This is a genomic window from Enterococcus cecorum DSM 20682 = ATCC 43198, assembly GCF_000407565.1.
Classification (GTDB): Bacteria; Bacillota; Bacilli; order Lactobacillales; family Enterococcaceae; genus Enterococcus_E; species Enterococcus_E cecorum.
Genome location: NZ_ASWI01000003.1, coordinates 1,013,425 through 1,034,039, shown reverse-complemented (window position 1 = coordinate 1,034,039; position 20,615 = coordinate 1,013,425). Strand labels below are relative to the sequence as shown.

At 29.5% G+C, this 20,615-nt stretch carries 21 protein-coding genes and 1 other RNA gene; 8 read left to right on the top strand and 14 right to left on the bottom strand.

The window, feature by feature from the left end:
• Nucleotides 1–12: 12 nt before the first annotated feature.
• Nucleotides 13–1,179, bottom strand: a complete 1,167-nt coding sequence (locus I567_RS05770; RefSeq protein ID WP_016251310.1) for a class I SAM-dependent rRNA methyltransferase — start codon at nucleotides 1,177–1,179, stop codon at nucleotides 13–15.
• Between the two features lie 213 nt (nucleotides 1,180–1,392).
• On the opposite strand from I567_RS05770, the gene I567_RS05765 reads away from it, so the two are divergent.
• From I567_RS05765 to I567_RS05755, 3 genes are all read left to right on the top strand, one after another.
• The gene (locus tag I567_RS05765) at nucleotides 1,393–3,528 is read left to right on the top strand and encodes an LTA synthase family protein (protein ID WP_018345212.1); all 2,136 of its coding nucleotides are present in this window, start codon (nucleotides 1,393–1,395) and stop codon (nucleotides 3,526–3,528) included.
• Between the two features lie 132 nt (nucleotides 3,529–3,660).
• The gene (locus I567_RS05760) at nucleotides 3,661–4,380 is read left to right on the top strand and encodes a hypothetical protein (RefSeq protein ID WP_016251308.1); all 720 of its coding nucleotides are present in this window, start codon (nucleotides 3,661–3,663) and stop codon (nucleotides 4,378–4,380) included.
• Nucleotides 4,370–4,774, top strand: a complete 405-nt coding sequence (locus I567_RS05755; RefSeq protein WP_016251307.1) for a hypothetical protein — start codon at nucleotides 4,370–4,372, stop codon at nucleotides 4,772–4,774. The genes I567_RS05760 and I567_RS05755 overlap by 11 nt, the downstream gene beginning before the upstream one ends.
• Nucleotides 4,775–4,812: 38 nt before the next feature.
• On the opposite strand, the gene I567_RS05750 is transcribed toward I567_RS05755, so the two are convergent.
• Together I567_RS05750 and I567_RS05745 are read right to left on the bottom strand one after the other, a co-directional pair.
• Nucleotides 4,813–6,258, bottom strand: coding sequence for a sensor histidine kinase (locus I567_RS05750; RefSeq protein ID WP_016251306.1), 1,446 nt, complete (start codon nucleotides 6,256–6,258; stop codon nucleotides 4,813–4,815).
• Nucleotides 6,255–6,974, bottom strand: a complete 720-nt coding sequence (locus I567_RS05745) for a response regulator transcription factor (RefSeq protein ID WP_016251305.1) — start codon at nucleotides 6,972–6,974, stop codon at nucleotides 6,255–6,257. Before I567_RS05745 ends, I567_RS05750 begins: the two co-directional genes overlap by 4 nt.
• Nucleotides 6,975–7,195: 221 nt before the next feature.
• Between I567_RS05745 and ssrA the strand changes: the two genes are divergently transcribed.
• Nucleotides 7,196–7,559, top strand: a transfer-messenger RNA (tmRNA) gene (gene ssrA / locus I567_RS12400).
• Between the two features lie 97 nt (nucleotides 7,560–7,656).
• Here ssrA and I567_RS05740 read toward each other — a convergent pair.
• Both I567_RS05740 and I567_RS05735 read right to left on the bottom strand, forming a co-directional pair.
• Nucleotides 7,657–8,829 carry a site-specific integrase gene (locus I567_RS05740; protein ID WP_016251304.1) on the bottom strand — a complete coding sequence of 391 codons (1,173 nt, stop codon included), beginning with the start codon at nucleotides 8,827–8,829 and terminating at the stop codon, nucleotides 7,657–7,659.
• A 12-nt stretch (nucleotides 8,830–8,841) separates the two neighbouring features.
• The gene (locus tag I567_RS05735) at nucleotides 8,842–9,210 is read right to left on the bottom strand and encodes a PH domain-containing protein (protein ID WP_010785560.1); all 369 of its coding nucleotides are present in this window, start codon (nucleotides 9,208–9,210) and stop codon (nucleotides 8,842–8,844) included.
• A gap of 757 nt (nucleotides 9,211–9,967) precedes the next feature.
• Between I567_RS05735 and I567_RS05730 the strand changes: the two genes are divergently transcribed.
• From I567_RS05730 to I567_RS05715, 4 genes are all read left to right on the top strand, one after another.
• On the top strand, nucleotides 9,968–10,801 hold the full coding sequence (locus I567_RS05730; protein WP_010785559.1) for a hypothetical protein: 834 nt from the start codon (nucleotides 9,968–9,970) through the stop codon (nucleotides 10,799–10,801).
• A gap of 105 nt (nucleotides 10,802–10,906) precedes the next feature.
• Nucleotides 10,907–11,311, top strand: a complete 405-nt coding sequence (locus I567_RS05725; RefSeq protein ID WP_016251303.1) for a hypothetical protein — start codon at nucleotides 10,907–10,909, stop codon at nucleotides 11,309–11,311.
• An 88-nt stretch (nucleotides 11,312–11,399) separates the two neighbouring features.
• On the top strand, nucleotides 11,400–12,182 hold the full coding sequence (locus I567_RS05720; protein WP_010785557.1) for a hypothetical protein: 783 nt from the start codon (nucleotides 11,400–11,402) through the stop codon (nucleotides 12,180–12,182).
• A 17-nt stretch (nucleotides 12,183–12,199) separates the two neighbouring features.
• Nucleotides 12,200–13,105, top strand: a complete 906-nt coding sequence (locus tag I567_RS05715; RefSeq protein WP_010785556.1) for a hypothetical protein — start codon at nucleotides 12,200–12,202, stop codon at nucleotides 13,103–13,105.
• Nucleotides 13,106–13,212: 107 nt separating this feature from the next.
• Here the strand turns inward: I567_RS05715 and I567_RS05710 are convergent, their stop codons facing one another.
• The 9 genes from I567_RS05710 to I567_RS12750 form a co-directional block, all read right to left on the bottom strand.
• Nucleotides 13,213–15,837, bottom strand: a complete 2,625-nt coding sequence (locus tag I567_RS05710) for a DEAD/DEAH box helicase family protein (protein WP_016251302.1) — start codon at nucleotides 15,835–15,837, stop codon at nucleotides 13,213–13,215.
• Nucleotides 15,838–15,839: 2 nt separating this feature from the next.
• The gene (locus I567_RS05705) at nucleotides 15,840–17,717 is read right to left on the bottom strand and encodes a site-specific DNA-methyltransferase (RefSeq protein WP_016251301.1); all 1,878 of its coding nucleotides are present in this window, start codon (nucleotides 17,715–17,717) and stop codon (nucleotides 15,840–15,842) included.
• A gap of 116 nt (nucleotides 17,718–17,833) precedes the next feature.
• Nucleotides 17,834–18,160, bottom strand: a complete 327-nt coding sequence (locus I567_RS05700) for a class A sortase (RefSeq protein WP_016251300.1) — start codon at nucleotides 18,158–18,160, stop codon at nucleotides 17,834–17,836.
• 10 nt (nucleotides 18,161–18,170) lie between these two features.
• Complete coding sequence (locus I567_RS12630; protein ID WP_018345211.1) at nucleotides 18,171–18,329, bottom strand: hypothetical protein; 159 nt, start codon at nucleotides 18,327–18,329, stop codon at nucleotides 18,171–18,173.
• Complete coding sequence (locus tag I567_RS05695; RefSeq protein WP_016251299.1) at nucleotides 18,330–18,605, bottom strand: hypothetical protein; 276 nt, start codon at nucleotides 18,603–18,605, stop codon at nucleotides 18,330–18,332.
• A 127-nt stretch (nucleotides 18,606–18,732) separates the two neighbouring features.
• A complete protein-coding gene (locus I567_RS05690; RefSeq protein WP_016251298.1) occupies nucleotides 18,733–19,011 on the bottom strand; it encodes a hypothetical protein in 279 nt (92 codons plus the stop codon).
• A 168-nt stretch (nucleotides 19,012–19,179) separates the two neighbouring features.
• Nucleotides 19,180–19,683 (bottom strand): hypothetical protein, encoded by a 504-nt coding sequence (locus tag I567_RS05685; RefSeq protein WP_016251297.1) that lies wholly within the window; start codon nucleotides 19,681–19,683, stop codon nucleotides 19,180–19,182.
• A gap of 14 nt (nucleotides 19,684–19,697) precedes the next feature.
• Complete coding sequence (locus I567_RS05680) at nucleotides 19,698–20,198, bottom strand: hypothetical protein (protein ID WP_016251296.1); 501 nt, start codon at nucleotides 20,196–20,198, stop codon at nucleotides 19,698–19,700.
• Nucleotides 20,199–20,280: 82 nt separating this feature from the next.
• On the bottom strand, nucleotides 20,281–20,451 hold the full coding sequence (locus tag I567_RS12750) for a hypothetical protein (RefSeq protein ID WP_016251295.1): 171 nt from the start codon (nucleotides 20,449–20,451) through the stop codon (nucleotides 20,281–20,283).
• Nucleotides 20,452–20,615 lie beyond the last annotated feature (164 nt).

Sequence of the window (20,615 nt, the reverse complement as noted above, 5' to 3'; positions counted from 1 at the left end):
CTTCCTCTCCCTTTATAATTTCTGATAAATAAATACTTTTAAATAATTGCTCTCTTCGTATTTCTCATTTGCGACAAAATCAGCTGGTAATTGATAACGCTCGACTAGTCGGTATTGCACGTGAGCAGCTTGGAAACTTTTCTCAATCATTTTTTTAAACTTAGCCACTGTAACATTACTTGCATTAGTCGAAGCGACAATCATCCCTTTATCTGCTAAAATCGGTAAACTGTCCGTAATCAAATCACCATAATTTTTAGCGACAGTAAAGACCTTCTTGCCATTTCGTGCAAAACTCGGCGGATCCAATACAATCACATCATACTGCAGCCCTTTTTTCTTAGCGTAACGGAAATAATCAAAGGTATCCATCACATGAATTTTATGATTTTCTAAGGTAATGCCATTGACTGCAAACTGCTCCTTGGTTTTTTCAAGGCTGCGTTTAGCTAAATCCACACTAGTCGTACTGCTCGCTCCTCCAAAAGCCGCAGCAACTGAAAAAGCTCCTGTATAGCTAAACATATTTAAGATACGTTTTCCCATAGCTAATCCATCCACTAAACGGCCACGAACTTCATGTTGATCTAAAAAAATCCCGGTCATCCAACCTTCATTTAAATAGGTAGCATATTGGACATTATTTTCTTTCACTATTAATGGTTCTGGTGCTACTTTGCCAACATAATGGTTTGATTCAGGCAAGTCACTCTTAAAACGATTTTTCTCATAAATACCTAAAATTTCAGGATATACTTTGAGAAAATTCTCCATAATCAATTGACGATGATGATAAATGGTCGTGTTGTACCAAGAAACAACTGCATAACCAGCATAATAATCAATCGTCAAACCACCAATACCATCGCCTTCTCCATTAAAAATTCGAAAAGCATTGGTATCCTCAGCATGAAAATAAGCCTTACGTTTTTGTTTCGCTTCTTTAAATTTTTGCGCAAATAACTGACCATCAATTGGCTCATTCTTTAAAGACAAAATCCAACCAATTCCTTTGTTTTGCTCCCCTAGATATCCTTTAGCAATAAAACGCTTCTTTTCATCGACAAAATCTATCCACTCAAGCGTTGGTTGCAAATCTAAAACGTCTTCTTTTCGTACCAAAGGATGGCCCTGTAAAAACTTCTTCTTGGCTTGATTGATAACTATAACTTTTGGCATTTTATTCTCCGTTTCTTTCTCTTTGTTAAGAAATTATAACACAAAATGAGAAAAAAGACGAAAAAGCTCAAATCCAATTATAAAGAAAGATTAAATTCTAATGATGGTCTTTGAAGTTCAATTGACAGTCGATTTTAAGATGGGTAAAATGGAAAAGAATAGTATGTAAACTTCTGAAAATATTTAAATAAAAGAAAAGAGGGGAATTTTCCTTTGAAAAAAAAGAATTATTTTAGCTGGGTTAACAAACGGTTAGGCTTCTTTGGCTTGTTACTTGTGTTAATGTGGATAAAAAATATGTTGGCTTATACCTTAGATTTCCATCTATCTTTGGAAAATGCACTCCAACATTTTATTTTGATAATAAATCCAATTGCTACAACCTTACTTTTATTATCAGTCGGTTTATACGTTCGTCGCAAAAAGCCAGCCTATATTACAATGATGGTCATTTATTTTATCATGACTGCCCTATTGTTTTCGAATGCTGTTTATTATCGAGAATTCACTGACTTCATCACAATCAATACGATGTTAGGTGCGGGTAAGGTTGCGAGTGGTTTAGGTGAAAGTGCCATTAAACTATTTAGACCTTATGATATTTTGTATTGGTTAGACTTCATTTTGCTCGTCTTTGCTTTAGCTACCAAACGTATCAAAATGGATGAAACTCCAGTACGCGCACGCATGGCCTTTGCTTTTTCTACGTTAGCTGTGATGATTTTTTCAGGTAACTTATTCTTAGCTGAAAGTGATCGTCCAGAATTATTAACACGTACCTTCTCTCGTGATTACTTAGTGAAATACTTAGGAATCAATGCATTTACTGCTTATGATGGAGTTCAAACTTACAAAACAACTCAAGTGCGTGCTCAGGCAAGTGCTACCGATATGGATGAAGTAGCAGAATATGTCAAAGGCCATTATGCCAAACCCAATGACCAGTACTTTGGTTTAGCAAAAGGTCGCAATGTCATTTATATTCACCTAGAAAGTACACAACAATTTTTAATTGATTATAAGTTAAAAGATGAAAATGGTGTTGAACATGAAGTGATGCCTTTCATTAATAGTTTATATCATAGCAATTCGACTTTTAGCTTTTCTAACTTTTTCCATCAAGTCAAAGCTGGAAAAACGAGTGATTCTGAAACTTTATTTGAAAACTCACTCTTTGGATTAAATCAAGGCGCGCTCTTCACACAATTAGGTGGGAAAAATACCTTTGAAGCAGCACCAAATATTTTAAAACAAACACAAGGATACACTTCTGCTGTTTTCCATGGAAACTCCGGTACGTTTTGGAATCGAAATGAAACCTATAAACGTCTAGGCTATGATTATTTCTTTGATGCTTCTTATTATAACGTGACGGAAGATAATTCATTCCAATATGGCTTAAATGATAAACCTTTCTTCCAACAATCTGTGAAGTATCTTGAACATTTGCAACAACCATTCTATACCAAGTTTATTGCCGTATCGAACCACTATCCATACTCACAATTAAGTGGGGATGAAACAGGTTTCCCATTGGCACAAACAAAAGACGAAACGATTAACAGTTACTTCTCAACAGCCAATTATATGGATACTGCCGTTCATGAATTCTTTGATTACCTTAAACAAAGTGGACTTTATGATAATTCCATCATTATCCTTTACGGCGATCATTATGGAATATCAAATGCGCGTAATAAAGAATTAGCTCAATTACTAGGAAAAGACCGTGAAACTTGGTCAAACTTTGATAATGCTCAAGTCCAACGTGTCCCTTACATGATTCATATCCCAGGAATGAATAAAGGAAAAATTATTGATACTTACGGTGGTCAAGTCGATGCGCTTCCTACTTTATTACATTTACTTGGTGTTGATACGCAAAACTATATTCAACTAGGTCAAGATTTATTCTCACCTGATCATAAACAACTTGTCGCTTTCCGTGATGGAGATTTTGTAACGCCAAACTATACTTATTATGGTGGCGTACTTTATGATAATAAAACTGGAGAAGAAATTACCGAACCTAGTGAAGAACTCAAAAAGCAAATCGATGCGGATAAAGAAGCTGTATCGGATCAGCTGGCTACCTCTGATAAAATAAATAATGGTGATTTGTTACGGTTCTATACGAAGAGTGGATTGAAAGCCATCAACCCAGATGATTATAATTATCTGAAAAACACAGATCGTATTGAAAAAATTGAAAAAGAACTTGGCGATAAGTCAACAAGCGTTTATAGTAAACATAATCATACAAGTACTACTGATAAGTATCAAACAAAATCTTATCAAGAACTACATCCTAAAGAAACAAGTTCAAGTACTTCAAGTGAAAACGAATAGCTAACAGTAAAAAAGAGACTGAAAAAAATAATTCAGTCTCTTTTTTTCGTACCTTATTCACAAAATGTTCATAAAAAAAGACTATAGTAATACTTAAAGAAACTCTAGACATTTTTGAAGGTAGGTGAAAGATTGTTTTGGTTAAGCGTCATTAAGCGTAGTATCTATTATCATAAAAAAGCTTTTTTAGGCATTGCGCTCTTTTTTAGCTTACTTATTTTAATGCAATGGTTCTACGCTATTTTTCAACAATATGTTCTGGCAATCTTGCAAACCATACAGCAATTTTTTGATATCTCAACTAAAGTAGAGCAGCCAATCAACCAGTGGCAAACTCCATGTAAAGTGTTATATTTAATCGTCTTAAGTATCCTGTTTTTCATGCTCGGTTACTTCTTATTTCGCTTCCAAAGAAAACGTCAAAGGGAAAAAATTTCGTGGATGAATAACGGTGGAACTGTTAGCAATTATTTTGTCTTAATGAGTGGTGAATTACTCGTGATTTGTATTTCTGTCACACTCATGATGAGCATGATACTATTTTTATTACAAACGCTGATTTTTCCGGTGATTTTTGCCTTATGTCGCTTTTACTTAACGGATATCCAACACTTTTCCATTAAAGAATGGATTCAAGCACCTGTACCTGCTAAAAATATTTTTCAAATAAAAGTTCCTGAATCCGAGAATGGGTTATGGCAATTCATCCAAAATCAAATTCATTTGGAAAAAATCAGTTTGCAAATGTTGTTTAGAACTTGCTGCGTCAATAGCTTGGGACTTATCACAGTAAACAGTCTGATTTATTTCATTCAAAATCTTAAGAAAGGAAGGATGTATTTTGCCAAATAATCAACTAAACTTTCCAAATATACAAATGAGTTATGAAACAGAGAATCAACTATTTTCTAATTTCGTCCCTTTTTTATCTTTAAAGGCCCATTTAGCCATTCAACGTAAGAATCAGCAAAATGCCATTGAATGGTTGGCAAAAGAATTTCAGATAGCAGAAACCAATCTTGATGTCCTACCTACACAAGCAGATTACCAAACCCTGATTGCCGTTCAAGTCTATCAACAACTGTTTATCCAACAGAAAGACTGTATCTATATTCGTGGCATCGATTATTGTACGACCTGGCAAATTCGACAACTATTGCTAAAATTGAAACAAATCAGCCGCCATTATCATAAACAAATTATTATCCTTACACACAACCTAACTTTGCTTAATTATCATGAGTAAAAAAACAGACAAGCTATCCAAATAGCCTGTCTGTTTTTTTATTGCTCCATATCGACATCCGGTAAAGAGATGATAAAAGTTGTTCCTTTTCCTAACTCAGATTCAACCTGAATTTGTCCTTTATGCAACTTCACTAACTGTTCAACAATAGAAAGACCTAACCCAGATTCACCAAACTTCTTATTCTTTCTAGATGGATCGGCCTTGTAGTAGCGATCCCAGATATTTTTCAGCTGTTCTTCAGACATGCCGATTCCAGTATCGCTTATCTTAATGATTGTTTCTAGATAGCCTTTTTCTAAGCTAACCGTGATTGTCCCATTTTCCGTAAATTGAATGGAATTTTGTAATATATTTACCATTATTTGAACAAAACGGTCATAATCAGCATAAACTTCCACAGGTTGTTTAGTTTCTAAAATCAGCTGGTTATTCACTTGTTCTGCTTTACTTTCCAATTGCGTAAATAGATTTTCAAATACTTCTGTTGCGTTAAATTTCCTAATCACCATAGAAATCTGATTGGTTCGAATCTTTTCATAGTCAAGATTTTCAGTAACTAACCGAATTAAACGCTCGGTCTCATTTTTCATTAAGGCAATGGCTTTCTCTTTTTGGCTTTCCGGAATTGCCCCATATGCAAAACCTTCTAACAGTCCATTAATGGTCGTCAAAGGAGTACGCATTTCATGAGAAGCATCTGCCATAAATTGTTTGCGTCGTTCTTCTTGTCGTTCAATTTCTTCTTGGGATTGTTTCAATGAATCAGTCATCTTATTAAAATCAGCAGCTAATTCATCAAACTCATCCCGATTATGAACCGGTAAGACAATATCAAAATGTCCACTCGCAACTTCTTTCGTGGCTTTTTTCATGCGATTAATCCGCCGCACTTGAAAACTTGCATAGAAATAGCTAATGATAAATGCCACGATTCCTGAAACAATGAAGCCTTTGATTAAATTCCCGGTAAATTTATTGATCGTCTCTTCCACATCTTTCGCCGGTTGACTGACAATCAAAACTCCAAACTCATCATTTAATAAAAAAGGCACCATTTCATAGGAAGTCATATTCTTTTGACCAAAAATATCTCTTTCCAAAGTTGCTTGTTGCACTTGTCCTTGGGTGAGTTGCTGCCATTGTTTTTTGGTAATCGGTGGTTTTACGGAAGCATTGCTATCTGGATAGAGCACTTCTTGTTGGGAATTCACAAAGACGAAATTGACACTTTGCTGATTTAATACTGCTTCAGATAAATTCAAGGCATTCTGAACAATGCGATATTGACTCTGATCACCGGCAAAGACATTATTAAAACTTTTGGAAATTTTCTCTACCGCCTTGGCATAACCGTATAATTGTTGATAATTATTTTGCTCGATGGTGTGTCTCGTTAATCGAATAAACGCAAATCCTGTCAAAATAAAAGTAATCGCAATGACGGTCCAAAAGGCAATTAATTGTTGATATAAATATTTCATGCTTCTAACCCTGAATCATCAAATTTATAACCGACTCCCCAAACTGTTTGAATAACTTGGGGGCCAACTTTTTCAATTTTTTGACGCAATTTCTTGATATGAGCATCCACTGTTCGTTCATCGCCAAAATACTCATAATTCCAAACTAATTCAAGAAGTTGTTCACGTGTAAAGACTTGACGTGGTTTTTTGGCCATCGTATAAAGCAAATCAAATTCTTTAGGCGTTAATCCATCAATCGGCTCATTATTCAAATAAGCTTCACGTGTTTTCGTATTCATTTTGAAATGTTTAGTAGCAATTTCAAAATCATCCGTCTCATCACTTTTTTCACTCACTTTTTCAACTAGCTCACTACGACGATGTAAAGCCTTGATTCTAGCAATTAAAGTAAGTGGACTAAATGGTTTCGTCACATAATCATCTGCCCCAATCTCTAGTCCAATCACTTGATCACTTTCAGAATCACGCGCTGTAAGCATAATAATTGGCACCGTATTTGAAACTTTACGTATTTCTTTTGCTACAAGCATGCCATCCATACTAGGTAAGTTTAAGTCCAATGTGATAATATCATATTTATCAGGCTCCGCTAAAAAAGCATCAAGTCCTTCTTTACCATCGTATTTAAACGTTGCTTCCCAGCCTTCATTGATAAAGAACATTTGCATCATTTCTGCAACAGATTCATTATCTTCAATCATTAATATTTGCATGATTTTCACCTCTAGTATTTGTTTATTCTCTGAATTCATTATAACCCAATTCATATAAATTCGATAGTTTTCCTCACAATAATCATCCTTTATTTACCTTAAATCATGCTTAAATGGCAATCTCTTAAAATAATATTAAACTTTTCAAGGCTTTTTCTTTGATATTACAAAGAAGTTATGCTATACTTTTTATGTAAGTGGCACCCTCTTATTTTTATTGAGGGGGCGTTACGGATTCGACAGGCATAGTTCGGGCCTGAATTGCGCTTCGTAGGTTACGTCTACGTTAAAACGTTACAGTTAAATATAACTGCAAAAACAAACAATTCTTACGCTTTAGCTGCCTAAAAAACAGCGGGCGTGATCCGCTAAGCATCGCCCATGTGCTTTTCCCGGGTCTTATTCTAAGTGGGATACGTAATCAAATTCCGTCTGTTTTTGATTAAAGAGATTGTCAGACTAGTTTGTTAAGGGGCCTGTCACTCGGCATCTTCTCAAATGAACTTTAAATAGAACTGACTATGAGCGTAGATTTTTGGGTGGCGATATGTTTGGACGTGGGTTCGACTCCCACCGCCTCCATACTTTAAAAAAAAGGTGTCTTAAAAGCTTGATGCGACAGCATTTATAAGTTTTTAAGCATCTTTTTTTGTAAAATGACACAATAATGACACAAAATTTTTTATTTTTTTAAAACATAATCTGCAAATTTGTTTGCTGTTTCTGCTTTAATTTGTTTAGAAACATGAGCATAAATATCAAGTGTTGTATGCACATCAGAGTGACCTAACCTCTCCTGCACCTCTTTTATGCTTGCACCAGCTTCAAACAATAAACTGCAGTGTGTGTGTCTGAATCCATGAGTTGTGATATATTTTAACTCTTTATTTTTATTTAATACTTGTAAAATAAATTTTCTTGTAACTTGCGGATTCATCAATGTATTGTTACTATTACTAAATATTAATTGATTATTTTTTACAATAAATCCATCAGATTCAAGTTCTATTTTTTGATTTATTTTCCACTCTTTAAGAACTTTAATTGTTGTGTTATCTAAACTAATCGTTCTAAAACTTTGTTTATTTTTAGGGGTATCGATATATAATTTAGAGTCTAAACCTCTTGTCAGTGCCTTTTTTATAGTTAAATTTTTATTTTTAAAATCTATATCTTGCCAGTTCAAAGCCAATGCTTCGCCTTTTCTCATCCCCGAAAATGCTAGTAAATAAAATAAAGTATAAGCTTTTTGATTCTCTAAACTCCTCAATGTTTCTAAAAATATCAGTAATTCTTCTTTTGAGTAAAATTTTTTCTTTTCTTCATTTTCAATTTGTTCCCTCTTTCTTGGTATAATCAGTTTTTTTAAAACATTTGTATTTGTATCAACTAATTCTAAATGTATTGCATAATCAATTATTTTTACAGCATAATTATAATACTCTTTATATTTAGATTGACTATGATTGTACCATTCATTTAAAACTGATTGTGCATAGTCTATTTTTATATCATTAATATCTAAATGTCCAAAATCTTTTAAAACATGATTTTTAAAAATTTGTTGTGTTTTAGCTAATGTTGATTGTTTAACTGTATTTTTGTACTGCTCAAACCATTTTAGATAAATATCTTTAAAATTAGCTTTTCTTTTTTTTCTTTCAATTTTTTCTTTTTCTAATTTTTCTAAAAAATCAATTTGTAATTGTAGTTCTGCTTTTTTAGCATCTGTTATTGTATTAAATCCTCTTTTTGTTGTTTGTACTGTTTTACCATTTAAATCTTTGCCCAGATAAGTTTTAAAAAGCCACTTTTTTTCACCATTTTTAAGTTTATAATCTTTAAAGGTTGCCATTTTAAAATCACCTCAAATCATACTAATTAAGCTATTTAGCTGTGCTTTTTGAGATATTTTATAAAACACTCTATCTTTTCTGATATTTGATACAATCAATGATTGTTTAAATAATCCTTTTTTTAGCTTAATGTCAGTGATGTTGTTTAAGCTAATCATACTAATTTTAGCTGATTTAAAAAATTGATTAGTTGCAATTATCATTTTAGATTTAGTAACAACTACTAAACATAAATTATTATCATTATCACAACAATCAAATGCACTAATTATAATATCTGATGATTTGACTTTAGTTGCGATTGCTTTTAAAAGCTTATTATCATAGATTTCTGCATTACATTCTCTTCTAATTTTAGTTTTTAGGTCTTTAAAATCCATATTTATCAACTCTTTCTATATGTTTTGTATTTTTGATAACTGGACCATAACATAAATATTATATCTAATCAAGTACAATATTTAATGTTTTGCTTTTCTAAAAATTTATGACAAAACACACTTAAAAAATGACCTTTTAAAAGCCTTGATTTTATAGGGGTTTTTATCATGTTGACAAAAAAGAAAGATTATTGTTATATCAAGGTTTTAAGCATCTATTTTTGAAAAAACACCTCACAGATTCAATTAAAAATTTTTTATGGGTAATTCTACACTAACTATTCGATTTAAGGTGTTTTTTATCTCAAATAATGTAAATATCTAATGATAAACAATTAATAAGTATTGATATATCAGTCTTTTTTAAAGTTTTAAATAGAGAGCAAATTTTACACATTTGACTAAATTTAAACATCTATATAAGTAAGCAAGCAGAGCTTGCTAATACTCAATCATTAATTTTAGAAAAATAAGTGCTTTAAAGCTTGATATATCAATGATAACCTTTTATACCCCCCCTAAAGTAATATTTATATTATATATAGGGGGGGGTAAGAAGCAATTAAAGTAAAGATATTGTTGATATATCAGTATTTAGCTTACATTGATAATGATTAATTTATGTAGTACATTGCTAACTCTTAGATACTAATTTATAGAAAGATACTTAAAATTGACTATAGACTTGTTAGATGCTAATAATTAAGTATAGATAATTATTGTATCTAATTAAATATAAAAAAGGAGTGGATATATCATGAAAATTGATGGTAGATTAAAGAAAAGTAATGAAGAAATAGTTAAGACATATGTTTATTATCTCGATATGATATTTAAGCAAGCAACAAAAGTACCCTTCAGAATTAAACAAAGTAGCAATGTTACAGAATTAATAGTTACTTATGATAAGTTAGACTATGAATTTAAGGATTATTCAAAAGCCGATGTAGTTAGAATCTGCAAACAAAGAGCTACTCAAAATAATCAGTATTTAGATAATTTAATAAAAGAACTTGCTAAAGCAAAAGCAATGCAGATATTTAAAGACTATCAAAGCTTTTTAAATACTAATATTACTAACAGTACTACAACAACTAGTAATAGTACTACATTAGATAAAGATTTATTCATCAAAAATTTATCTGAAGCTATTACTATAAACACAAAATATTTAAAAACTAAATACAACATAGATATTGATTTTGAAATCATTTATTTAACTAATAATAAATATATACACTTTGAATGTAAATTATTAGAAGCATTAGATAATATAATCCCAGATTTTAAGCTTTCTGATGAACAAACAGAACTTATGTATAAAGAAAATAATAGTAATGCAGTCGAAACTGTATCCAGTGCAGTATATAGTTGGATTATGAATCATTTAGAAACAACAACTAAATTAGTTTTAACTAATCAAGATGATTTAAAAACAATGCTTGCAACATTTGCTCAAATCAGCAATGCAAAAGAGGTAAAATTGGTTAGAAATGAAGGATATCTGTGTATCAAATATGACAATAAGTTAAGCGATACTTTCTTATTAATTAGCTCTGACCCTCAATATTTAAAATCATTAATCATTTAAAGACTGTTTTTACAGTCTTTTTTTGTATTTTATTAGATATAAAAATTGATTATTTGCATTAGATGGTGTATATTAGAAGTAATTAAAATTATAGGAGCTACATTAATGAAAATGTTAGATTTATTAAATGATGATAATATAAAAAAAGCTATAACTTATTTGCTAAATTCAGATTTAAAAGAATCTGAATCTTATAAACAAAAGCAAAGATTTACAAAATTATATAATGAAGAAATACCCAAAATTGACTATATATCACAAAAAGAACATGCAATTGACTGGATTTTTAGCAAAACATTGTGGCACAAAGCAAAAGATAATGGTTCTATAGATTTAACTAAATTAATAAACGATATACAATGTACTCCCCTTTTGCTGTATTTAGCGATAGTTGTTGACTTGATAACTGAAGATGATGCAGAAAATTATATAAATGAGATTACTGATAAATTAGAAAAATGTAGTGATATCACTTCTAAAAATGTTAGATTTAAAGAAAAAAAGCATTGATAAATATAATAGGTGAAAATTGGTCAAAAGCAATAGCTAATAAACTTATTCAGTAAGTATTATCAAAAAAATAGAAAGGACTTCAAATATGACTAAAGCAACAGAACAATTTGAATATAAATCAATTTTTATCAACAAGATTGAATACAAGTTTAAAAGAAAAATCGGTAATACTAGCGATAAATGGGTCTTAATAGACAATTCTTCAGATGAAAAAGATTTGGAATCTATCAATAAAAAAACAAAAGAATTTATTGACAAGGCTGAACAAAGAGCAACAGAAACAAATAAAAAAAGGGAAAAAGTGCAAAGCGGAATACATTTAGAAGCAAGAGTTAATCTTGTCTTTAAACTATATTTAGCGAATCTGAATGAATATTTAAAAGCAAATAAAGACAAAAAAGAATTTAAAAATGTATTAAAGACTGATTTAGTTGATAATATTATTTTCGACTACTTTAAAAGCAGTGATTTATTAAATATGACACATCAAGAATTAATCGCTAATAAAGAGCATTTAGCAGAGTTAAGTGATAATCTACTAAATTATAATTGCAAAGATTTATCTTATCGAGATATGCTTGCTTTTGAAAAAGAAAACACTGGATTATACACTGATTTAGAAATATTTAATAAGATAACTGAATTAGCTCCATTTTTCTTCACAACTGCTGAAGGCGGAAGAGGAATGTTTGTAAACAGTATTTTTAAACACTATTTTATTAAGTATTGTGATGTAAATCGAAGATGTTTTGTGTCAAGCAAAAGCGAAACTTTAGCACTTATATTAAATACTAAATTTACTGAAAAACATTTTCAAAATTACTTTAAAATCAATAAATTGACAAATGACAATTTCAAAAATATTTAATGAATAGGAGTAATCTTATGAATAAGGATAGGTTTTACTATATATCAAATTTAGATATAAACTTACCTGAGATATCTGATGACGAACAGAAATTATTTGAATCTTATGTTGAAATGACTAGATTTTTCATTGAGCTTTCCGAACTATATAAAATCTTTAAAGCAAATTATAGTCTACTTTTAGAAAATTTTACAATAAATATCAATGATACTGTAATATATAAACTAAAAACTTTAAAAGAAGATGAACTTTTTACTTTAATTAATACTTTTACTATAAATCTTATTTCATCGGGTAAATCTTTGTCTGATTCTGTGGATATATATCTAAAAACTATTTTAGGAAAGGAATTATTTGACACTTTTAGGTCAAGAGTCTCTAGTCCAATATACGATAAAAATTTTTCATATAAATTTTTATTACAACTTAGAAACTATTCACAGCATGGACACATACCCATTGAAATTAATGAAATAAATAAAGCAGGTTTTAACTTAGATGACATTCTAAATAAGCCACATTTCAAAAAAAACGGTTCTGTTGAAAAGGAGATGATTGAGATTCGAGAAAAAATTCTATCTAATTTTGGTCATACACCCCATATTTCCTATGTTTATACAATTGCTGATTTTATTTACTGCACAATTAAAATTTACTATGAATTTTTATTATTTATCAAAGATGATTTGAAAATTAATTATAATGAAATCAAAGAAAAGTTATTAAAGCGACCAGAACTTACTAATCAAGAAGGTATAGTTTATTATAATTTTGATGGGAACTTTTTTCATGCCTTTAATGCAACTGATAATGTTTTAAGTTTGTTTACAGAAATAAAAAAAATAGTTAGAGCAGATTTAACTAAAGAAGAAACAGAACTTAAAGAAATAAAAAAGTATCTCATAAAACAAGATATACAATAATTATAAAAAAAAGAGCTGAATCAACAGCTCTTTTTTACTTATTATCTGATAATACTGCTCTAATAACTACCAATTTTCAAGTGGTTTAGTAATATCATTATGGCTATCTATTCACCATTGAATAATTCTAACTTACCATCTAAAATAACCCCATCATTGATTTTTTCTGATAAATCACTGATAAATCCTCGTTTATTCTTGTTGTTGTAAAACTTAACACCAACTAGTTTAACATTATCATTTTCTCCTATGATTTCAATGTCTGAACCATTCAGAGCATATAACATTTCTTGCTTCCAAGCATCTTCTTTTTCCCTATCCTCGCCCTTTGGCTCGACAAATACTTGGTAGACAAACTCTTCATTTTCTAAATAAAGAATAAAATCAGGCATAAATCCTCTAGGACCACCAAATTCAGTTAGTTTGTATCTAGTTGCTTTTTCATCATTCCTAATTAGATAAACTTGTTTATATTTAGCTTCTAATTCATGAATAAAACTTCCCATCAACTCTACCATCGCATATTCTAAACGGTTCATAATAGCATCTGTATAAACAAACCAATCTTTGCCTTTCATTTGATGGAGTTCAATTCTTTGAGTAACATGCCCTGTTTCATACAAAGGAACTACTATTTCATAATCTCTCAATGTATCCTTAATAGCTAATGGTTTGAACACTTTCAATCCAACTTCTTTTTGATAATTTTTGCGAATTTTTTCTTCACAATAAGCTAAGAACTTATCAATAATTTCTAGCTTTTCAAAAGCTGTTAAATCTGTTATATGTTGTCCTTTAGGTAAGGAAACTTTGATTGAAACACCATTAAAATATTGTTCACTATCAATTAATTCATCTTTAGATTTCAGCAAAGGTAGATACTTTTTAAGGTTCACAAAACGAAAAAATGGATTTCTTTGCAAAGCTTTTTTAAAGAATCTCTTATCAACTGTTAAATATTCAAATTCTCTTTGAATAACAGTGTCATCATTAATATTTCCTTTGTAATCAGTTTCTACAGTTGAACCTATAAATTCAGTTTCCCATTCTTTAGTAATAGTGAATTTTTCTAAAGAGCTATAATCTTCAGGAGTTGTTTCTCTACTTTCATTCACAAATAAATTCCCTTGTTTATAGACACTTGAATTTTTGAAAGAATGTTTTAATTTTGTAGATAAAATTTTGACCGTTTCATCACTTGAAGTAATTAAATTAACAGCATTCATTGATTTTTCAAGGTTAGCCAAATAGCCTTTTTCATTAATTGTGTGATAATGCAATGTTTCTAATATTCTTAAATCATTGTTTTCATTATCAAATCTTCTTTTAAAGCTTTTCTTATTCTCATATTCAAAAGGAAAATATCTTGCTCCCCTACCAATCAATTGTGCTTCACTGTCTGTTGCATTTCGAGTAATCCCTGCTCCTTCAGAAATTCTGACAATATCATAAAGATTTAGAACATCCCAACCTTCATTTAATTTTGCAACAGCAAAAATAACTCGAATAGGATTATTGATATTTTCCAAACTATTCAGTAACACTGCATTATCTACACTCAACATATTCTTTTCATTAGCATTTAAGATATTTCTAGCTTCAAAATCCTCTTGTATTTCTCGAATAATACTATCTAAGTCTTGCTCTAAATAGTAAGAAAAAACTTTATATAGAGTGGAATTCGATGATACAGTTGTTTTTCTTTGATTGATATACTTAGATAAACTTTCAACAGATAAATTCTCAATGATAGCATTAAAATCTTGTTGTTTTTGTTCAGATATTTTGATTTTACTTGATTTAAACATGATGATTGGCTTGAAATAAGAAATCCCATTTTCTCTAGAAATCAATTTTCGATATTGACTTAGAAGTATCGCATCTTTCATTTTCTCATCATCATTTTCTGATGATTGTAATCTCAATACATTCTTGGAATAGCCATCACTCATAAATTCGCCTAAATCATACTTATAAATAATTTTATCGCTATATTTTTGAGAGATATTTTTGTCATCCATATTAATAGTCGCTGAAAATTCTAAAAGTTTATTATTCGTTCTCAGATATAGCATTTTGTTAATAGTAGTTTCCCAAGATTGTTCTTCTTCTTTTTCCTTCTTTGTAGAAGCATTAAAATGATGAGCTTCATCGCCTAAAATGACAATATCTTCCTCTTCCAAACTCTCTAAAGAAATACCATTCTCTCTAGGTTTATTCAACTCACCATGTATTTTTTGAATAGTTGTAAGCTTTAGATAGATTGTATTTTTATTTTTAACTGTAGGAAAGCTTTCAATTGCTTGAATGATAATTTGTTCGCCATCAATAAAAATACCACTAGGATTAAAAAGATACTTATTAGAACTACTATTTAACATATTTTCATGTGTTTTCTTGACAATCGCATCAGTATTTACAAGAAAAATAAAGTTCTGATAATTGAATTCTTTATATAAATACAACATCAAACTCGCCATAACCATTGTTTTCCCTGAACCTGTCGCCATATTAAACAATAATTGTTTCCTTTGAAAACCTGCATCACTTATGCCTGCAAGTAAACTATCATCTTGCATAAATTGAAATCGTCTAATCGCTTCTTCTTGGTAATGACGAAGTTCATCTTTTAGATTAGTTTTTATATATTCGGGAACTTCATGGGCATTCATTGCATAAGCAATGGTTATCATCTCTCTATTTAACCATTCATATAGTCTTTTTTTCGCCATAATTATCCCCTCTCATTGCTGTAAAAACTATGATTAAAGGCTTTGTCATCATCAGATATGATAATATTCTTATCTTCAATTTCAGAATAAGGCACATATAATTGATTCTTATCTAATGCTTTCTTGAAAATTTCTTTTTGTTCTTTAAAAGTTAAGTCATTAAAAGTGATAGAACCCTCTTCTTCATCATGTTCTTTTAACAATTCATTAGTTAATTTTTCTTTATCTAATTGGAAATTTAAATCAGCATTGTTATCTAATTCATCCCATAATTCAGCTAATTCTTCTTTAGTTGATGCTTGGTCAATTTTGTTCATATATAATTGATTTAATTCCATCAATTCAGCATAAACAAATGAACCTCCACCTTGCCAATTTACATCTTTAGAAATTCCGCCTTGTTCGCCCTCAATCACTTTTTGCAATCTTGGAACAGAAACTGTATTGATGTAATCCATTTGTTCAATACCAATAAACCTTCTATTCATTTTCATAGCAACAGCTTGAGTAGTTGCTGAACCCATAAAAAAGTCTAAAACTATATCATTTTCACTTGAACCTAACGAAATAAGATTTTTTATCAATAGTTCCGGTTTAGGAAAATCGAATTTTCTCCCATTAAATAATTGCATCATTTCTTCAGAGCCTCTTTGATTACTTCCAAAACTAGTATCCCAAAAATCATTTGCTATTTGCCCTTTCGAGTCATGCAAGTATATTTTACCATAAGGTTGTTCATCACCGCCTTTTGTCCAATAAATCTCACCTCTTTTATCAGCATCCAATATATCCGCTTTTGACTTCATCCAAGGTCCCTTTAATATTTTTCCACTGGGAGTTTCTAAATCATAAATATGTCTCCCTCTTGTTTTATGGAGTAAAATTGCTCTTCTAAATTTTCCCTTATCATCAGAATACCGATATTCTTTTTTGGCTTTTTCTGTTAAAGGTAATTTTGATAGCGTTCCATTTCCTTTTTTATATATTAGAATGTAATCAGTTACTTTTGCAAATTCTCCAATATTTGCTTGATTATCTGATTTTCTCCATGAAATTGTACCTACATATTTGTTTAGTCCAAATATTTCATCACAAATTATTTTTAAGTACGCATATCCTTCTTCACCAGTAATAATAAATGCCATTCCATCGTCACTCATTAGTGTTGAAGCTATTCCTAACCTATTTTTCATAAATGTTAACCAAGTAGATAACTTGAAATTGGAATTGTAATTAAATGAATCACTCCCCTTTTCTTTAGAAAAATAATATGGTGGGTCAATAATAATTTGCTTCACTTTTCCTGCATATCGTTCTTTTAATGAATGTAAAGCTAGTAGATTATTACCTTTAATAATTAAATTATCTTCATTACTAAAAGAATCAACCTTATGTTCTCCATCAGCATCATATTTTTTTGCATTTACCAGTGCTTTTGGTGTTAAAAGAGTATCTATTTCATCTCTTGCAATGACCTCATTGTAAAAAACTTCTTCTTTCCCAGTATCTTCTTTAGTCATGCCACCCTCTAGAACACAATCTTTGTAAGGAAAATCTAAAACAACATCAGTATTGTATTGAAGATACTTACCTTCACTTGACAATCCAATGGTATTCGAATACTTTGTATAACTATCTTCCCAATAATCTTTATATCTCAAAATATCAATAAATTCTTGCACTTTAAAAATAATTACATCTCCAGCTTTCACCGAATAATTCTCTCTAATTTTCTGATTTTTCAATAATGCTGAAATTAACAAAGCATCATAATTTTTCAAATCATCAATAACAACTGGTCTTTGTAGCTCTTCACCGTTCCAATACTGCGGGAACTCTTTTAAAATATCTTTAATCTGTTTCATTAATCTAGTATCCATTTGCCATCTCCTAATCAAAGTCTAGTCTTTCTTATTATATCAATCACAATACAAAAAGTCATGAGAAAATAAAAAGCCCTAATTAAGGACTTTATTTCTACAAAATTACCAATTATTTAATTAATATCTGTAAGCACTGCTCTAATAACTACTCGATTTTCAGGTAATTTGGTGCTGTCATCATAGCAAGTGTATAATGTCAAAACACTATAATCTTTTATATCATTCAAAATCCAAGTTTCATCATTAGAAACTATGAAATTATTGTAAACAGTGTATTTGTAAGTATAATCACTGTCTTTTAAAACTATGACATCTCCTTTTTCTAGTCGATTAATATTTGTAAAAAGCAAATCGCTATTGCTAATAATATGACTTGCCAATATATAATTTCCTTTCCCCATTACTTGATTTTGCTTATTGGTAACAGCACCATATAACATTGTATCTGTTTTATTCTTTGTATTTACCAAAAATAGCTAAATTTAAATCAATAATAGGTATCTCAATTGTTCCTAATTTGTTAAGTTTATCAGGTGTTTCTAGAGATTGATAACTATTTTCTATAATTTCTTCTTTTATGTCTAATTTGATATTTTCTTCTGTTGTCACTTATTTAGATATTGTTTGATTTTCTTTATTTTCAGAAACAATTTCCTCTTTCTCTTTTACCTTTTCAATGTTTTCTTTTATCTCTGCAATATCTTGTATATTATTATCTGATTTAAATACAATCTCGCTTTGATTAAATTTATCAATATTATTAGCTATTTCTTGATTGTCATTTTGATTCAAAAAGAGTAATAACAAGTAAAAAGTTGAAAACACTAATAGCATTACAACAGCGACTTTTCTTAAATTTTTTAAGTGTATATATAACTTCTCCATCAATTCCCCCTCCTTTTTGACAAAAAAGAGAGTAGCGGTTAAACTACTCTAATTTAGCCTTATTTTTTAAATCTTTTAAAAGTTATAAATGCTAAAACACTTGCTAATGATGTTGTTGCTAATGCTATTAAGATATTGTTTTTGTGTGATTTGTTTGATAAAGTTTGTCTTTCTTATCTTCTTTTGTTGTTTCTTTTTCTTTAGAATCTTTTTTAGAATCTTCTTTATTTGTATCTGTTGTTGTAGTATCAGTAGTTCCTTCAGTATCTGTTACAACATTACCATTTACATTTCCATCGCCATTATCAGTATCAGTAGTTTTTTCAGGGTCTGTTGTTGTTGTTGCTAGTGTTAATCCCATCATTGTTGTTACTGCGAAAGTCATTATTGTTTGTTTTACTGTCATTTTAAACACTCATTTGTTTTTTTTATTTTCTCCATTTGTTTAATATTATATTTATTTAAACACAATATTTATCTCTATAATCTATTTATAGCGTACTTAATTAAGTTAGTCAAATTTGAACAACACTTTTAATCAAACATTGTTATACCAACAAAAACAACCTTGAATTTAAGGCTCTTTTAAGTATTTATTTGCTTCAACTATTTTTAGATAGTTTTTATAAAAGTATTTTTTATCTTTGTTTTGTTTATTAGCTTTAATATTAAATAGTGTTTGTTTTGTTATTTTAGATAATTTAGCATATTGATTTACCGATATTTTATTAGATTTAATTGCATTTTCCATTAGTTTGATTTCTTGATTGATTATATCTTTATTTTGCTTCAAATCTAAGTATATTAGATATAATTTTAGATTGTATCGAGGGTTTTTAGATTCTTGATTATTAAAAAATGTTGTGTCACTTAAACTGTATTTTTTCCTAAAAACTTTAAAAATATCAACTTTGCAATCTGCTAAAACACTATCAATTAATCTTTTTGTTTGTGTATAATTAAATCTAATCACTTTGTTGTCTGTAGTAGTATATTGATAGATATTATTTCCTAAATCTTCAAATTCAAAAACAATCTCCTTATTTTTTTCTTTGTTTAATATCTTTACTTTTTTCATTTTTTCACCTCTCTTTAAAGACTTCTAAAAATTGTTATTCCTGATATTCCATTAACTTTTGTTGTTGCTGTTACTGTTTTATCTGTTTTTGCAGTAGCTATTACTCCCATTCTAAAATTGATACTACCATCAGAATATTTCTCCATAAATTCTTCAAAAGTTAGGTAAGTAGTTCCTCTTAAATGAAATTTAAACTCTAAATTTAGCTTTCTAGTCTTGATAATGTCCCCATCTTGATTTCTGAACTCAAAAGCTTTAGTAAACTCATCGATATAATATTCTTCAATTTGATTTTTCTTTAAATTCTTTATCTCATTTGTCTTTTCAATAATAGTGATTTTAGTAATAATTTTTGGGTCAATGGCATCCTCTGCTTGTTCTAATCCATCGGTAAATATGTTTGATAAACTCGGTTTTAAAGTATCTTTAAATAATACATAACTAATCAATACAAATATGCCAAATATTACTATTGCAACAATCACAAGCAAACCTTGTGATGCTCCATCTGTCATGATACCTCCCTCCTTTTATAATAAAAAGCTTTAGATACTAAATAATTAATATCTAAAGCTTTTAAGTATCTTACTTAATTTATTATTTTGTATAATTTAAGCTTGCTTCTGCACCTGAAGTTGCATTATAAAAAATATTTTTTAGGCTGTGTTGTAAATTGTCTCTAAACAAAATATAAGCAATTAATACAAATATACCGAAAATAACAACAGCAACAATTACAAACAAGCCTTGTGATGCTCCATCTGTCATTTTGCCTCCCTCCTGTTTTTTTATTTATATAAATATTATATTTAAATAAATACAATATTTATCTATATTTATATATTATCATCATCTAAAGCTTGTAGTCAATTTTAAGTATCATTGTTGTTTATTATTAATAATTAAAAATAGTTTACTATGTTAGATATTTA

What these genes read in the sequence shown, in the direction of transcription:
- I567_RS05770 (WP_016251310.1), bottom strand. Translation starts at nt 1,179, where the DNA reads ATGCCAAAAGTTATAGTTATCAATCAAGCCAAGAAGAAGTTTTTACAG.
- I567_RS05750 (WP_016251306.1), bottom strand. Translation starts at nt 6,258, where the DNA reads ATGAAATATTTATATCAACAATTAATTGCCTTTTGGACCGTCATTGCG.
- I567_RS05745 (WP_016251305.1), bottom strand. Translation starts at nt 6,974, where the DNA reads ATGCAAATATTAATGATTGAAGATAATGAATCTGTTGCAGAAATGATG.
- I567_RS05740 (WP_016251304.1), bottom strand. Translation starts at nt 8,829, where the DNA reads ATGGCAACCTTTAAAGATTATAAACTTAAAAATGGTGAAAAAAAGTGG.
- I567_RS05735 (WP_010785560.1), bottom strand. Translation starts at nt 9,210, where the DNA reads ATGGATTTTAAAGACCTAAAAACTAAAATTAGAAGAGAATGTAATGCA.
- I567_RS05730 (WP_010785559.1), top strand. Translation starts at nt 9,968, where the DNA reads ATGAAAATTGATGGTAGATTAAAGAAAAGTAATGAAGAAATAGTTAAG.
- I567_RS05725 (WP_016251303.1), top strand. Translation starts at nt 10,907, where the DNA reads ATGAAAATGTTAGATTTATTAAATGATGATAATATAAAAAAAGCTATA.
- I567_RS05720 (WP_010785557.1), top strand. Translation starts at nt 11,400, where the DNA reads ATGACTAAAGCAACAGAACAATTTGAATATAAATCAATTTTTATCAAC.
- I567_RS05715 (WP_010785556.1), top strand. Translation starts at nt 12,200, where the DNA reads ATGAATAAGGATAGGTTTTACTATATATCAAATTTAGATATAAACTTA.
- I567_RS05710 (WP_016251302.1), bottom strand. Translation starts at nt 15,837, where the DNA reads ATGGCGAAAAAAAGACTATATGAATGGTTAAATAGAGAGATGATAACC.
- I567_RS05705 (WP_016251301.1), bottom strand. Translation starts at nt 17,717, where the DNA reads ATGGATACTAGATTAATGAAACAGATTAAAGATATTTTAAAAGAGTTC.
- I567_RS05700 (WP_016251300.1), bottom strand. Translation starts at nt 18,160, where the DNA reads ATGTTATATGGTGCTGTTACCAATAAGCAAAATCAAGTAATGGGGAAA.
- I567_RS05695 (WP_016251299.1), bottom strand. Translation starts at nt 18,605, where the DNA reads ATGGAGAAGTTATATATACACTTAAAAAATTTAAGAAAAGTCGCTGTT.
- I567_RS05690 (WP_016251298.1), bottom strand. Translation starts at nt 19,011, where the DNA reads ATGACAGTAAAACAAACAATAATGACTTTCGCAGTAACAACAATGATG.
- I567_RS05685 (WP_016251297.1), bottom strand. Translation starts at nt 19,683, where the DNA reads ATGAAAAAAGTAAAGATATTAAACAAAGAAAAAAATAAGGAGATTGTT.
- I567_RS05680 (WP_016251296.1), bottom strand. Translation starts at nt 20,198, where the DNA reads ATGACAGATGGAGCATCACAAGGTTTGCTTGTGATTGTTGCAATAGTA.
- I567_RS12750 (WP_016251295.1), bottom strand. Translation starts at nt 20,451, where the DNA reads ATGACAGATGGAGCATCACAAGGCTTGTTTGTAATTGTTGCTGTTGTT.